This is a genomic window from Variovorax atrisoli 110B (genome assembly GCF_000382045.1).
Taxonomy (GTDB): domain Bacteria; phylum Pseudomonadota; class Gammaproteobacteria; order Burkholderiales; family Burkholderiaceae_C; genus Variovorax; species Variovorax atrisoli.
On record NZ_KB907451.1, the window covers coordinates 590,859 to 604,801 of the forward strand.

Genomic DNA, 13,943 nt, shown 5'->3' on the forward strand with positions numbered 1-13,943 from the left:
ATGGCGTCCACCGATCTCGTCTTCGTCGCAGCACCGCTGACCAAGGGCGACCTGGTCTTCGGCGACGACGGCAGCAACCCGATCAGCGATGCCGTCGTCAGCGGCAGCATCGTGCTCGTGCGGCCGACCCTGCGCGGCACGGCGACGCTGGGCGTGGTGGCCTCGGGCACGATCACGCTCGTGCGCCCGACGCTGCGCGGCGAGGTCATCTACAACACCGACACGCAGCGCCCGCTGACCGCGACAGCCAGGGCACGCTGGCAAGACGCGGCCCCACAGCCCGAGCGCACGGCCGAGCGCTGGCAGGACGGCATCGCGACCCCGCACGCGGCCCGTGCCTCCTACGCGGACGCCACGTCTGTTCGCGCGTCATACCGCGCGCGGTGGACCGATTCGGATCGCTCCAAGCGCCCGGTGGTCGAGAGCCGCTTTCAGGACGGCCAACCGGTGCGCACGGGCGCGCGGCAGCGCTTCCAAGAGGCACTGCGCATGGGCAACAGCGTGCGGCAACGGTTTGAAGAAGGGGTGCGCACGCATCGCGCCTGGGCCTCAAAGTTCAACGACGGGCTGCGCACGCCGAACGCGCAACGCTCCCGCTTCCAAGACGCGATCCCGCTGGGCGTGGTGATCGGCTCGACCAACGGCTACGCGCTGAAGCTCTCGCGCGGCTGGAGCGGCCGGTATCAGGAGGCCATCCAGCCGCAGCCGGGCCGCACGATCCTGATCCCGGTCAAGCCGCCCGTCGACCCCTGCTACACGCCCAGCGGCGACCTAGTCTTCGAGGCGCCGTGGAGCGCGGACACCAACCTCGTTTTCATCTGCGAGCGACACGTGGGCCCGGAGCCGGGCGAAACCGTCGTCGTTCCCATCCGGAGGATCTACACCGTGATTAATTCGGCGACGCTCCGGCGTGTGGATGGCGGCGTGCTGATCCCTACGCTATCCATGAGTCTCGCGATCGACGCCGACTCGTGGACGTGGGGGTTCACCGCACGCACGCCTGGCCAGGCGCTACCCGATCTCGAACCCGGCTCGGACGGCAAGCCTGTGGAGGTGGAGGCCACCATTAACGGCGTCGCCTACCGGGCGATCATCGAAGGCATCAGCCGCGAACGGGTCTTCGGGCGCTCCGACCTGAACGTAACCGGACGTGGCAAGGCGGCGCTGCTCGACGCGCCTTACTCGCCAGTGATGACCTTCGGCAATGCATTCGACCGGACCGCCCAGCAGCTGGCGAACGACGTGCTGACCCTCGGCGGCGTGCCGATCGGCTGGGATGTCGCCTGGTCGCCTGAGGACTGGCTCGTGCCGGCAGGTGTGTGGTCGCATCAGGGCAGCTTCGTGACGGCGTTGAACGCCATCGCGGGCGCGGCCGGCGGATACGTGCAGCCGCACCGTACCGGCAAGAGCTTCAGCGTGCTGCTCCGATACCCGGCCAAGCCGTGGGAGTGGGGCGACGTGACGCCGGATTACGAGCTGCCGGCGTCGGTTGTGAAGAAAGAGGCCGTCGTCTGGACCGAGAAGGCGCCGTACAACAGGGTCTACGTTTCGGGCGTGCAGGTCGGTGTCAATGGGCAGGTCACGCGTGAGGGCACGGCTGGCGACATCGAGGCGCCCATGGTCGCGAACGCTCTGATCACGACGGCAGTAGCGGCCCGCCAGCGCGGCCTGCCTGTGCTGGCGGACGTGGGCCGGCAAGCAGCCGTTTCGCTGCAACTGCCGGTGCTCCCTGAGACCGGCGTGATCCCCCCGGGCAAGTTCGTCCGCTACGTCGACGGCGGCATAACTCGGATCGGGCTCGTGCGCAGCACGAGCGCGTCGGTCGAACGCGCCGACGGAAAGCTGACCATCTGGCAAACCATAGGAGTCGAAACCCATGTCAACGTTTAACCCCTGGAAGTCTCTGCAGGCCCTCGTAGCCGGCCCGCCGCTGCAGATCGGCACTGTTACCAGCATCGAAGGCGGTGTGGCCACGATCGAGACGCCTGGTGGCGGCTTCGTGCAGGCTCGGGGCGATACGGCCGTCGGACAGCGCGTCTTCTTCCGTGGGGAGGTCATCGAAGGCCCAGCGCCCGACCTGCCGATCGTCGTGATCACGATTTAGTACAGCCCCCCGTCTTCCATTTCAGCCCGCCCGTGGCAACACCGGCGGGCTTTCTCTTTGGAGCTCTACATGAATCAACCAAGCCTCGATCCGGTGGCTGTGCTGGTCTTCATCGCAGCCCTCGTGTTCGCACCGGACGTTGCGGCTGTGGTGGGGCCATACCTCGTGATCCTGCTGGGATCGACCCTCGGCGCGTACTTTCGCCTCGGACAGCGCGAGCCGACCACGAGGGCCAAGGCCTTGCGCTTCTTCGTGGCCATCAACGGCGTGGCCATCCTGTTGACCGTGCCCTTGTCCGTGATGGCGCACCGCTACGTGCCTGACGTGGAGGCCGCGTGGCTTTTCGGTCCCATGGCATTCGCCATCGGCCTCGTCGGCGAACGGTGGCCTCTGCTCGGCATGTGGGCGCTGCGCAAGGCCGGCAGCTTCGTCGACTTCCTGATCCGCATGAAAACCGGAGGTGGCAATGGATCGTGAATACGTGTTCGCAGCGGCAACGCTGCTCGTGTGCCTGGCGATCTCGGGCATCAGCCTGTGCCGCCTGCGTCTGACCGACATAGCGATTCGCCGAGGCGTCCGCATCAAGTACTCGGTGCTGGGCTCCGGCGCGCTCGTCTTCGGCTTCGCGCCGTGGACCGGCGAGTGGCCTGGATGGACCGGCCTCGTCTTCAGTTTCGCCGTGCTGGTGGGCCTGCTCTCCAGCTCGGCGCGATGGCGACACAGGGCGCCGCCGGAAACGCGCTCCGACTACTCCCCACTCAGCAAGGACCTACCATGAGCAATCTGACAGCGTTCCTCGACATGCTCGCCGTGTCGGAGGGAACAAGCACCGGCCCGGCGACGAAGAACAAGGGCTACGACGTGATCGTTACCGGCGTCGATCGCGTGCCAGAGATCTTCACCGACTACAGCGCGCACCCGTTCTCGCGTGGACGCCGGCCGAAGCAGATCAACGCCAAGGGCCTTTTCTCGACGGCCTCGGGGCGCTATCAGTTCATGGTGAAGGACTGGGTGCACTACCGCAATCTCCTGAAGCTGCCGGATTTCGGGCCGGCCTCTCAGGATCGATGGGCCGTGCAGCTCATCCGCGAGCGCTCCGCACTGCCACTGATCGACGCCGGCCGCTTCGATGACGCAGTAGCCCGAGTGCGCAATCTCTGGGCAAGTCTCCCCGGGGCCGGCTACGGTCAGCCGGAGCACAGTCTTGAGAAGTTGCGCGTCGTGTACGTGGCGGCCGGCGGAGTCTTGGCATGAGCGGCCCTCGGATCAGGGACAGTGGAGATGGGCGCGGGCGCATCGTCGCCGTGTCTTTCCACTGTCCCGGGTGCAAGCTGAACCACACGCTGTACACCCAGCGCACGCCCGCTGACCTGCCGGGCCCGCGCTGGAACTTCAACGGAGACTACGAGCGGCCGACGCTGCAGCCTTCGATCAAGGCGACCGGCGGATTCCCCGACTGCGATCCCGAAAGCGATGGTTGGGACGAGAACGCCATCTGCCATTCGTTCGTGACGGACGGCCGAATCCAGTTCCTCGGCGATTGCACGCACGCGCTGGCGGGGCAGACGGTCGACCTGCCTGAAATGGTGGCACTGTGAGCATCGTTCTCGATTGGCTCAAGGGGGCGTGGTTGTGGCTCGGCGCGATCGCCTTGCTGGCGGTCGGCATCTGCGTGCAGCAGTTGCGCATCGCCGATGGCAAGGTCGACCTGGCCAAGGAACGCCAGGCGCGCGCGCAAGAGACGAACGACCGCAACCGCGCAGCGCTGCGCGAGTCAGAACGCGTCGCGGGCCTACAGCTGGCGCACGCTGCCAATCAACAGGAGATCGTAGATGTCTACTCCCGGATCATTCAGACGCTGGAAATTGGTCGCGCTGACGATGCTGTTCGCGCTGGCCGGCTGTCCCGCCAGCTTGCCGAATTCGCCTCCCGTGATCGCGAAGCAGCCCGAACCGACCCCGTTGCCTGCCAGCGTGTCGCGGATCGATCCGCAAGCCTCGCAGGCCTGGCTGGAGAAGGTGCAGAGCTACTTCTCGAAGGTAGACGCCTTGTTAGGCAGCGAGACGCCGAAGTAGAGCTGCTGAAGGGCATCGTCGCGAACGACAGGAGACTGTCCGCGCCAGCTCCGGGCGCAGAGTAACTGCCCCACTGGGCTAAATCGGCTGAGCGAAGACAGCAGACCAGTGCATATGGCTGCTCTTGTAGTGCCGCATTTTCCTTAGCTGGAAAGTGATGCGCACTCGCCCGACGCGCTCCACGTCGACCTCGGCCTCCCGAGTCTCCGGCTCCCCTTTGGCAGGCGGAGGCAGCTGACGCGACGCGGCGGACAACTCTTCGACCGAGACGCTGGCCAGCACGCCGTTCGGGTGGAATGGATCTTTCAAGTCCGGCATCCGGCCGTCGCCGTACTGCACCAGCATCTTCAGCGCCGTCATGCCGTTGCGCACGCCCTTGTCCTCGTCGCAGTTGTTGAAGATCATGTGGGCGTGCCGCGCCTTGTAGGCCAGTCGCACCGTCTCGGCGATGATGCCCTTTAGCTCGTCGTCGGAGTACTCGTAGGAGAACCGTTCCGCCGGCGAGGACACCGCCGCGTTGTACGTCTCCGTGTTCCGCCCGTGCAGGCGCACCAGCGTGTAGTCCGGGTTCGTAACCTCCCAGACCGGCGGCACGCTGTTGTCGAACCCGCGCGGCCCGTCGACCACCGTATGCACGGCGTTCAGGGCGCGCAGCATCGCCAGGGTCTCCACAGTGCGTTTTATGCCATCCCACCAGCTGCTGTGCCTGAACTCGACGCTGAAGGTGTCGCGGGGCAGCTTGGTGCGGATGGCTTCGAGGTGGGCAACGACCCGTGGGCTCGGCACCACCGAGGGCGGGAACTGAAAGTGGATCAGGCCCAGCTTGCCGTTCAGCCGCAGCGGCTCCAATGATTGATTGAATGCGTCCCACAGGGCATCTTTCACCTCGTCGGCTGTGTCGCGGTACAGCAGCCGCTTGCGGCCTGGCAGCAGCTCCTTCACGCCGCGTGGCAGCACCTGCACGTCGGTCTGATGCCCGGTGAAGAAGCGGAAGGCCTTCACGTTGAAGACGAACCCCTCGGGCGTCCGGGCGGCCCAGTTGTGCGTGTTCGTCTGCGAGGGGATGGCGTAGTAGCTGCTGTCGACCTCCACCAGCGGGAAGATGCTGGCGTAGTAGCGCAGGCGCGCCTCCGGAGTCTTGCAGTCCGGAGGGTAGAAGCGGCCGCACTCAATCAGTGTCTTCTCGGCCCAGGATGCGTGCCCGACGAGAGTCATGCCCCATTATGGGCACCCGGCGGCGGCAGGGGCTGTCAGCTGCAGCCGCGTGCCGCGCACTGCCGGCGGGCTTCTTCCAGATCGGCCTGCAGCTCGCGCGCGCGGGTTTCGCAACGCACGGCGGCGGCGTTGGCCTCGGTGGCGATCGACTGGGCGTAAGTCGCCCCGGCCAAGTTGTTCTTAGCCCGGGCGGTGTTGGCCAGGATCTCCCGCTGCTGGGCGTCGCAGGCGGCGCGGTGGCGCTCCAGGGCTGCCGTCTTGTCACGGACAGCGTAGCCGGCTTGCGTGCGCAGTCGGTCGGCCTCGGCTTCCTTCAGCTGCTGGTCAAGGGAGGGGCGGCCTCCCGGTGCCGGCGCGGCGATCGCTGGTGGCGCGGCGGAGGGCTTGGGAGCCTCGACCAAGGGTTTGATCGAGGTCTGGGTTTGCGCCCGCTCACATGGCGCTTCCTGAAAACTGACGGAGCCGCCAGTGCCCACACATTTGTAGAGCGCCCAAGAAGGCTGTGCCAACAGCACCGCTACGACCGCAATCAGAAATCTCATCTGTGGCTCCTCGTCCTTTCCGTGATCAACGTCGCTTCGGCGCGCAGTCGCGGCTATCGAGCGCTGTTTTCGACTCTACCGTCGAGGTTAGGCGGGAAACGCCTTGGCTGCCAGAATCGCGACGATCTGATCCTTGTTCAACGGGCGGGGCTTTCCCAGTTCGCGCCACTTTCCAATCATCTGGCCGTACATCTCGCGCGTCGCCGAGTGAGCGTCGCGTGGATGATCGCCGACGATGTGGTGGTAATTGCCGTTCTGAGAGAGCGCACCTGCGAAGGCCCGTAGCTCGGGTTCTTCATTGCCACCGAAGCCGGGGAAGATCAGGTCGCCTTCGTCGATGCCCGACTTATCGGTCAGCTGCGCGTGACTGTCTTGGAGCGCTTCGTATATCCGGAGAATGTCGAGGACGAGGTGGGTGTCTGCGTCGCTCAAATTGGGCGAAAGGTGCAGCTTTTCTTCGTAAATCCACCGATGGCCATCCCGCAGGTTTTCTGCGAGCCGCGTGAAGGAATCATCCTTATTCAGCAGGCCGAGGATCTCGTACTGGTTCGCGAGAATGAGGCGCTCGGCGTCGGTGAGTTTGAGTTTTTCCACTGGTGCTCCTTGTTGATCCTTGATGGGCGGCCAGTGTACGAGCGGACAAGGCGGTCGAAACGCAGGTTGATCGCGTCACGACGAGAATTCGAGAGGAACGTTGCGCGGTTGCTAGATCTAGGGGGTCAGGGACGGCGACGGCTGTTTGGGATGGAAACAAGTTTCTCCTGTCCATATCCCCCTCGCGCAACCAAATTGAAAAGGCCCTTTGAGAAATCAAAGGGCCTTTTTCTTTTTCGCTCTTTTGTCGTTCTTTCTTTGCCGATCCGCTGCCGCCAAAGGCAAAAGGAATCGGACAAGGAATCGCAAAAAGAAATGCCCTCGCAATGAGGGCAGTCCTGTTTTGGCCCGGTGATAAGGGTCAGTCCGGAACGACCGCAGTCACCTCGATCTCGACCTTCGCCCGATGCTCCACCAGTGCCGCGACCTGCACGCAGGTCATGGCCGGGAAGTTGCGGCCCATCGCTTCGCGGTAGACCGGGCCGAGTTCGCCCAGCCGCCGACTGTATTCGTCGCGGTCTGTCACGTACCAGGTCATGCGGACCATGTGCTCGGGACCGGCGCCGCCTGCGCGCAGCACTTCGACGATGTTGCGCAGCGCCTGGCCGCACTGGTCGATGAAGTCGTCCGATTCGAACTGCTGCTGTGCATTCCAGCCGATCTGGCCGCCGATGAACAGCATCGTTCCGCGCGCGGCGACGCCGTTCGCATAGCCCTTGGGAGGCAGCCAGCCTTCGGGTTGCAGGAGTTTGTTGATCATGATGTCGTTGTGTTGGGTTGTCTCAGTTTGAATCGCTGGAGCTTGCCGGTTTCGGTGCGCGGCAGCGCCGGCACGAACTCGATCTCCCTCGGGTATTTGAACGGCGCGATGGTCGCCTTCACGTGGTCCTGCAGTGTCTTCACGAGGGCGGCATTGCCTTCGTTGCCCGGCTTGAGGACGCAGAACGCCTTCACGATCATGCCGCGCTCCGGATCGGGCTTGCCGATCACACCGCACTCGGCCACCGCAGGGTGCTTGAGCAACGCGTCCTCGACCTCCGGACCGCCGACGTTGTAGCCGGCTGTGATGATCATGTCGTCGGCGCGTGCCTGGTAGAAGAAGTAGCCGTCGTCGTCCTGCACGAAGGAATCGCCCGGATAGTTCCAGCCATTCTTCACGTAGTCGGTCTGCCGTGGATCGTCGAGATAGCGGCAGCCCACGGGCCCCTGCAGCGCGAGCTTGCCGACCGTTCCGCGCGGCACTTCGTTGCCCTGGTTGTCCACCACCTTCGCGGTGAAGCCCGGCACGACCTTTCCGACCGCGCCACGGCGCACGTCGGCGCCCGCGGCCGAGATGTAGATATGGAAGACCTCGGTGCCCCCGATGCCGTCGAGCATCTCGATGCCGGAGGCCTCCTTCCACAGCTGCCGCGTGGCGTCGGGCAGGGCTTCGCCGGCGCTCACGCTGATGCGAAGAGTGGGCATGCCGTGCTGCCTCACGAACGGCGCCATCTGGCGATAGAACGTGGGCGCCGTGTAGCAGATGGTCGCGCCGACCTCGTTGATGAGCTTCACCAGCCCTTCGGGCGTGAACGGCGCATCGGGGAAGTAGACGGAGGCGCCGGCCCACATCGGAAACACCAGCAGTCCGCCGAGCCCGAAGGTGAAGGCCAGCGGCGGCGAGCCCACGACGATGTCGTCGCTGCACGCGCGCAGCACGTGGCGTGGCCAGGTCTGGCACATCGCGAGCACGTCGCGATGCGTGGTGACAGGGGCCTTCGGCTTGCCTGTGGTGCCCGAGGTGAAAGCCAGCAGCGCGATGTCGTCCGACGCCGTGGGGCAGGCCTGGAACACGCCGCTCTTCTTCGCTGCGCGCGCCGACAGCGAGTCGTCGGCATCGGGCTTGTTGAACGCCACCACCGTGGCGAGCACCGGATGCTCCCGCTGTGCGATCGCCAGCTCTTCGAGCAGTCGCCCGTCGCACAGTGCGGCCACGGGCTGGGCCTTCTCGATGATGTCGCCCAGCTCCTTGGCGCGCAGCAGCGGCATCGTCGCCACCGCGATCAGCCCGGCCTTCACCACTGCGAGCCATGCGAGGGCCATGGCCACCGAATTGCCGCCGCGCAGCAGCACGCGGTTGCCCGGCACCAGCTTGAGATCCTCGATCAGCACCTGCGCGATGCGATTGACCTCGACGGCCGCCTGCGCATAGGTCAACGTGCCCTGCGGCGAGCGCAGCATCGGCTTGTCGCCGAAGCCCTTCGCCGCAGCCTTGTCGAGAAGTTCCTCGACCAGGTTGAGCTGGTCGGGCAACTGCAGCTCGGGCAGTTCGTAGCGAAAGACGGGCAGCTGTGCCGCGGGCGGCAAGCGGTCGTGAACGAAGCGGTCGACTTGGGCAGACACGGTGTTTATCCCCGTAGAACGGATTTGCCGATGATCAGTTGTTGAACTTCCGTCGCGCCCTCGTAGATGCGCAGCGAGCGGATGTCGCGGTAGAGGCTTTCAACCTTCGTGCCAACCTTCACGCCGAGGCCGCCGTGCATCTGCAGCGCCATGTCGATCACGCGGCTCGCGTTCTCGGTCGCGCACATCTTGGCCATGGCCGCGGCGGCCGACACGTCGCCCACTGCCGGTGCGCCGCGCCGCTCGGCGTCGTCGCGCATCCATGCGGCGCGGTAGGTGAGCAGCGCTGCACCGTCGATGAGCGCGGCCATCTCGCCGAGCTTCGCCTGCGTGAGCTGGAAGTCCGCCAGCGTCTGGCCGAACATGCGGCGCTTCTTCGAATGGGCGATCGCTTCCGCCAGCGCGCGCCGGCCCATGCCGAGCGCCGCCCCGGCCACCGAGGCGCGGAATATGTCGAGCGTGCGCATCGCGAGCTTGAAGCCGCCGTTGAGCTCACCCAGCTGCGCGGTGCGCGGCACGACGCAGCTCTCGAAGCGCAGAGTGGCCAGCGGGTGCGGCGCCATCACGTCGATGTGCGCGGAGGTGTCGAGGCCCGGCGTCTTCGCATCGACGATGAAGGCGGTGATGCCGCGCGTGCCGCCCGCCGCGTCGGTCTTCGCGAACACGCAGTAGAAGTCGGCGATGCCGCCGTTGCTGATCCAGGTCTTCTCACCGTCGAGCTTCCAGCCGTCGGTGGTCGCTTCGGCGCGCATCGCCATCGCGCCCACGTCGGAGCCGGCTTCGGGCTCGCTGAGCGCGAAGGCCGCGATCTTGCTGCCCTTGGCCACGGCGGTCAGGTAGTCGGCGTGTTGCTGCGGCGTGCCTGCGAGCGTGATCGCACCGCTGCCCAGGCCCTGCATCGCGAAGGCGAAGTCGGCCAGCGGCGAGTGGTAGGCGAGCGTCTCGCGCAGCAGCACGAGGGCGCGCGAGTCGAGTCGCTCCAGTGCGCCGCCGGAACTGCCCGGTACGCAATAGCGCAGCCAGCCGCCGGCGCCGAGGCGCTGGACCCAGTCGCGGCAGGCCACGCGGTCGTCATGCTCGTCGACCTGCTGCGCGTCGGCCCAGGGCAGCAGGCCGTCGGCCAGCGTGCGGTGTGCGTCGTCGAAGAAGGGCAGCGCGAGGTGCGCCGTCGAAGGTGGTGCGGGAGCCTTGGTCAACATCGCGTCAGTCCCCGCCGAAGACCGGCTTGCGCTTGGCGGCGAAGGCTTCGTAGGCGCGCTTGAAGTCCTCGGTCTGCATGCAGATGGCCTGTGCCTGCGCTTCGGCTTCGATGGCCTGGTCGATGGTCATCGACCATTCCTGCGACAGCATCGTCTTCGTCATGCCGTGCGCGAAGGTCGGGCCTTCGGCGAGGTCGCGCGCGACCTTGGTGGCAGCCTCGAGCAGCGCATCGCTTTCGTGCAGTGCGTTGAAGAAGCCCCACGAATGGCCTTCCTGCGCCGTCATCGCGCGGCCGGTGAAGAGCAGCTCCGACGCGCGGCCCTGGCCGATCACGCGCGGCAGCAGCGCGCACGCGCCCATGTCCGCGCCGGCGAGGCCCACGCGAGTGAACAGGAAAGCGGTGCGCGTGGCGGGCGAGCCGTAGCGCAGGTCGCAGGCCAGCGCGATCATCGCGCCGGCACCTGCGCACACGCCGTCGATCGCGCCGACGATGGGCTGCGGGCAGGCGCGCATCGCCTTCACCAGGTCGCCCGTCATGCGCGTGAACTCCAGCAGCTCGGGCATGCGCATGCCGGTCAGCGGGCCGATGATCTCGTGCACGTCGCCGCCGGAGCAGAAATTGCCGCCAGCGCCGGTCACGACGATCGCCTTCACGTCGGTGGCGTAGACCAGCGCACGGAACAGGTCGCGCAGCTCGCCGTAGGAGTCGAAAGTCAGCGGGTTCTTGCGATCGGGCCGGTTCAGCGTGATGGTGCCCACGCCGGCCTCGAAGCTCCATGCGAAGTGCTCCGCCTTGTAGGCCGCCTTGGGTTCGAATTGCGCGCGCATGGGATTGCCCGCGCCGATGTAGTGCTTCATTCGGTCTCCGCCATCAGTAGTTGGTTGTGCGAGTGCTGCTTGACCTTGCCCAGCAGCTTGTGCAGTTGCGCGATCTCCTTGGCGCTGAGGCCCGCGAAGGCCTCGACGATCCAGTCCTCGTGCTGCTGCGCCATTTCATTGAAGAGCTTGCGCCCGCGCGGCGTGAGGCGCACGCGCCACGCGCGGCGGTCGCCCTCCACGTTGATGCGCTCGACCAGCCCTTCGGACACGAGCTGGTCGGTGATACCGGTCACGTTGCCGCCCGTCACCATCATGCGGCGCGAGAGCTCGTTCATCTTGAGGCCCTCGGGCGAGCGCTCGAGCTGCGACATCAGGTCGAAGCGCGGCAGCGTGGTGCCGAACTGCGAGCGCAGTTCGTTGCGCACCTGCTTCTCGATCAGCTGGGTGCAGGTGAGCAGCCGAAGCCACAGCCGCAGCGCCTCGGGATGTTCGCTGTGCGCGCGCGCTTCGAGGTCCATGTCAGTGCGTCTCCTCGCTGTTCTGCGCGGCCATCGCCGCATTGGCGGCGGCCGCGAGCTGCTGCTGCTTGGCGATTTCGCGGTACATCTGGTCGCGCCCGCTCAGGTACTGCCGCGGCCATTCGATGTCGCGGCTCTGCAGCTTGGCGGCTTCGTGCAGGGTCCAGGCAGGGTCGGCAAGATGCGGGCGCGCGATGGCGCACAGGTCGGCGCGGCCGGCCGCGATGATGCTGTTGGCCTGGTCGGCATCGGTGATGGCGCCCACCGCGATGGTCGAGATGCCGACCTCGTTGCGGATGCGGTCGGAGAACGGCGTCTGGTACATGCGGCCGTACACCGGTTTCGCGGCGCGCGTGGTCTGGCCGGACGACACGTCGATGAAGTCGGCGCCGGCCTCCTTGAACAGGCGCGCGACCACGATGGCGTCGGCATCGGTGTTGCCGCCGGGCGCCCAGTCGTGCGCTGAGATGCGCACGCTCATCGGCCTGTCGGCGGGCCATGCGGCGCGCATGGCGCGGAACACTTCGAGGGGGTAGCGGCAGCGCGCCTCGATGTCGCCACCGTATTCGTCGGTGCGCAGGTTGGTGAGCGGGCTGATGAAGGCCGACAGCAGGTAGCCGTGCGCGCAGTGCAGCTCGAGCCAGTCGAAGCCGCACTCGGCGGCGCGGCGGGTCGAGTCGACGAACTGGTCGCGCAGCGTGTCCATCTCGGCGCGGGTGATGGCGGCGGGCAGCTGGTTCTGTTCGCCGTAGGGCAGCGCGCTCGCGCCCAGCAGCGGCCAGTTGCCGCTTTCGAGCGGCTCGTCGGTGCCTTCCCAGCCCACGCGGGTCGAGCCCTTGGGTCCGCTGTGGCCGAGCTGCATCGCGATCTTGGCGCTCGACTGCGTGTGCACGAAGTCGACGATGCGCTTGAAGGCGGCCTGCTGCGCGTCGTTGTAGAGGCCCGTGCAGCCGGGCGTGATGCGGCCTTCGGGCGTCGGGCTCGTCATTTCGACGAACACCATGGCCGCACCGCCGAGGGCGCGTGCGCCCAGGTGCACCAGCAGGAAGTCTTGCGGCACGCCGTCGACCGCGCTGTAGGTGGCCATGGGCGACACCAGGATGCGGTTCTTCAGCGTGAGCCCGCGCACCTTCAGCGGCATGAGCATCGGCGGCATCGCCTTGCCACCTGCGAGCCACTGCTCGTAGCCGCTGAGCCACTGCGTGTCGCGCAGGCGCAGGTTCTCGTGGCTGATGCGCTGCGAGCGGGTGAGCAGCGAGTACGCGAACTGCTCGATCTGCATGCCCGTGTAGCGCGGCACGTTCTCGAACCACTCCGTGGAGTTGCGCGCGGCATTCTGGATCTTCAGCACCTCGACGCTGCGGCGCGCCTCGTAGCCTTCGAGCACGTGGTCGACCGTGCCGCCCCGTGCGAACTCGTTGGCCAGGTCGATCGCGTCTTCCAGCGCCAGCTTGGTGCCCGAGCCGATCGAGAAGTGCGCCGTGTGTGCCGCATCGCCCATCAGCACCACGGGCACGGAGCGGCCCTCGACGTCGATGCGATGCGTCCAGCGCTCGCACACCACGCGCGGAAAGCGGATCCAGTTGGCCGAGCCGCGCAGGTGCGTGGCGTTGCTGATGAGCGAATGGCCGCCGAGGTACCTGGCGAAGAGCTTCTCGCAGAAGGCGATGGCCTCGGGCTGCTCCATCTGGTCGAGGCCGTGGGCCTTCCAGACGGCCTCGGGCGTCTCGACGATGAAGGTCGAGGTCTTGTCGTCGAACTGGTAGGCATGCGCCTGAAACCAGCCGTGCTCGGTCTGCTCGAAGGCGAAGGTGAAGGCGTCGAAGGTCTGGTGCGTGCCCAGCCACACGAAGCGGCAGTTGCGCAGGTCGATGTCGGGCCTGAACACGTCGGCGTAGCGCTGGCGGATGCGGCTGTTGAGGCCGTCGCTGGCGATCACCAGGTCGGCCTTGTACTTGGCGGCCATCGCCTGGTCGTCGGAGACGTCGGTCTCGAACACCAGTTCGACGCCCAGCTCGAGGCAGCGCTCCTGCAGGATGTTGAGCAGTCGCTTGCGGCCGATACCGCAGAAGCCGTGGCCGCCCGAGCGCACCTGGCGGCCCTTGAAGAAGACCTGGATGTCGTCCCAGTGGTGGAACTCGTTGCCGATGAGTGCCGCGGTCGGCGCATCGGCCGCGCGCAGGTTGGCCAGTGTCTGGTCGCTCAGCACCACGCCCCAGCCGAAGGTGTCGAAGGGGCGGTTGCGTTCCACCACGGTGATCTGCAGCGCCGGGTTGCGCGCCTTCATCAGCAGGGCGAAGTACAGGCCTGCCGGCCCGCCGCCGATGCACAGGATGCGTTGGAGGTCCGAGGCGGGAGCGGACTTGGACGGGTCGAGGCTGTTCATGGCTAAATAGTTTAGACATAAACAATCTAATGTCAATCCGGGTTCGCGCAGGCCCGAAGCCGCCGCAGATCGCGGCTTGCGCCGACACGGGAAGTCATGCAAAAGCTT

General features: G+C 66.5%; 16 protein-coding genes. 7 read left to right on the forward strand and 9 right to left on the reverse strand.

Going from position 1 to position 13,943, the window contains the following annotated elements; all coding sequences use genetic code 11:
* The 7 genes from G369_RS0110865 (at nucleotide 1) to G369_RS0110895 (ending at nucleotide 4,244) form a co-directional block, all read left to right on the forward strand.
* The gene (locus G369_RS0110865; RefSeq protein WP_019654026.1) at nucleotides 1-1,890 is read left to right on the forward strand and encodes a hypothetical protein; all 1,890 of its coding nucleotides are present in this window, start codon (nucleotides 1-3) and stop codon (nucleotides 1,888-1,890) included.
* On the forward strand, nucleotides 1,877-2,104 hold the full coding sequence (locus G369_RS0110870) for a hypothetical protein (protein ID WP_019654027.1): 228 nt from the start codon (nucleotides 1,877-1,879) through the stop codon (nucleotides 2,102-2,104). Before G369_RS0110865 ends, G369_RS0110870 begins: the two co-directional genes overlap by 14 nt.
* Before the next feature lie 69 nt (nucleotides 2,105-2,173).
* On the forward strand, nucleotides 2,174-2,581 hold the full coding sequence (locus tag G369_RS0110875; protein WP_026346317.1) for a hypothetical protein: 408 nt from the start codon (nucleotides 2,174-2,176) through the stop codon (nucleotides 2,579-2,581).
* A complete protein-coding gene (locus G369_RS0110880; RefSeq protein ID WP_019654029.1) occupies nucleotides 2,571-2,882 on the forward strand; it encodes a hypothetical protein in 312 nt (103 codons plus the stop codon). Before G369_RS0110875 ends, G369_RS0110880 begins: the two co-directional genes overlap by 11 nt.
* A complete protein-coding gene (locus tag G369_RS0110885) occupies nucleotides 2,879-3,358 on the forward strand; it encodes a glycoside hydrolase family 24 protein (protein WP_019654030.1) in 480 nt (159 codons plus the stop codon). The genes G369_RS0110880 and G369_RS0110885 overlap by 4 nt, the downstream gene beginning before the upstream one ends.
* Nucleotides 3,359-3,408: 50 nt before the next feature.
* The gene (locus tag G369_RS0110890; RefSeq protein WP_019654031.1) at nucleotides 3,409-3,702 is read left to right on the forward strand and encodes a ubiquitination-like system serine protease family protein; all 294 of its coding nucleotides are present in this window, start codon (nucleotides 3,409-3,411) and stop codon (nucleotides 3,700-3,702) included.
* Nucleotides 3,699-4,244: a hypothetical protein gene (locus G369_RS0110895; RefSeq protein ID WP_020723036.1), complete on the forward strand. Its 546-nt coding sequence runs from the start codon at nucleotides 3,699-3,701 to the stop codon at nucleotides 4,242-4,244. The genes G369_RS0110890 and G369_RS0110895 overlap by 4 nt, the downstream gene beginning before the upstream one ends.
* 13 nt (nucleotides 4,245-4,257) lie before the next feature.
* On the opposite strand, the gene G369_RS35665 is transcribed toward G369_RS0110895, so the two are convergent.
* From G369_RS35665 to G369_RS0110940, 9 genes are all read right to left on the reverse strand, one after another.
* Nucleotides 4,258-5,394, reverse strand: a complete 1,137-nt coding sequence (locus tag G369_RS35665; RefSeq protein WP_019654033.1) for a DUF72 domain-containing protein — start codon at nucleotides 5,392-5,394, stop codon at nucleotides 4,258-4,260.
* Between the two features lie 35 nt (nucleotides 5,395-5,429).
* A complete protein-coding gene (locus G369_RS0110905) occupies nucleotides 5,430-5,936 on the reverse strand; it encodes a DUF4124 domain-containing protein (protein ID WP_019654034.1) in 507 nt (168 codons plus the stop codon).
* Nucleotides 5,937-6,023: 87 nt separating this feature from the next.
* Nucleotides 6,024-6,530 (reverse strand): YfbU family protein, encoded by a 507-nt coding sequence (locus tag G369_RS0110910; protein WP_019654035.1) that lies wholly within the window; start codon nucleotides 6,528-6,530, stop codon nucleotides 6,024-6,026.
* Nucleotides 6,531-6,891: 361 nt separating this feature from the next.
* Complete coding sequence (locus tag G369_RS0110915) at nucleotides 6,892-7,290, reverse strand: RidA family protein (protein WP_019654036.1); 399 nt, start codon at nucleotides 7,288-7,290, stop codon at nucleotides 6,892-6,894.
* Nucleotides 7,287-8,912: an AMP-binding protein gene (locus tag G369_RS0110920; RefSeq protein ID WP_019654037.1), complete on the reverse strand. Its 1,626-nt coding sequence runs from the start codon at nucleotides 8,910-8,912 to the stop codon at nucleotides 7,287-7,289. Before G369_RS0110920 ends, G369_RS0110915 begins: the two co-directional genes overlap by 4 nt.
* A gap of 5 nt (nucleotides 8,913-8,917) precedes the next feature.
* Nucleotides 8,918-10,111 (reverse strand): acyl-CoA dehydrogenase family protein, encoded by a 1,194-nt coding sequence (locus G369_RS0110925; protein ID WP_019654038.1) that lies wholly within the window; start codon nucleotides 10,109-10,111, stop codon nucleotides 8,918-8,920.
* 4 nt (nucleotides 10,112-10,115) lie between these two features.
* A complete protein-coding gene (locus tag G369_RS0110930) occupies nucleotides 10,116-10,970 on the reverse strand; it encodes an enoyl-CoA hydratase family protein (RefSeq protein ID WP_019654039.1) in 855 nt (284 codons plus the stop codon).
* Nucleotides 10,967-11,449 (reverse strand): MarR family winged helix-turn-helix transcriptional regulator, encoded by a 483-nt coding sequence (locus tag G369_RS0110935; protein ID WP_019654040.1) that lies wholly within the window; start codon nucleotides 11,447-11,449, stop codon nucleotides 10,967-10,969. The genes G369_RS0110930 and G369_RS0110935 overlap by 4 nt, the downstream gene beginning before the upstream one ends.
* A gap of 1 nt (nucleotide 11,450) precedes the next feature.
* Nucleotides 11,451-13,835, reverse strand: coding sequence for a bifunctional salicylyl-CoA 5-hydroxylase/oxidoreductase (locus tag G369_RS0110940; protein ID WP_019654041.1), 2,385 nt, complete (start codon nucleotides 13,833-13,835; stop codon nucleotides 11,451-11,453).
* Nucleotides 13,836-13,943: the final 108 nt, after the last annotated feature.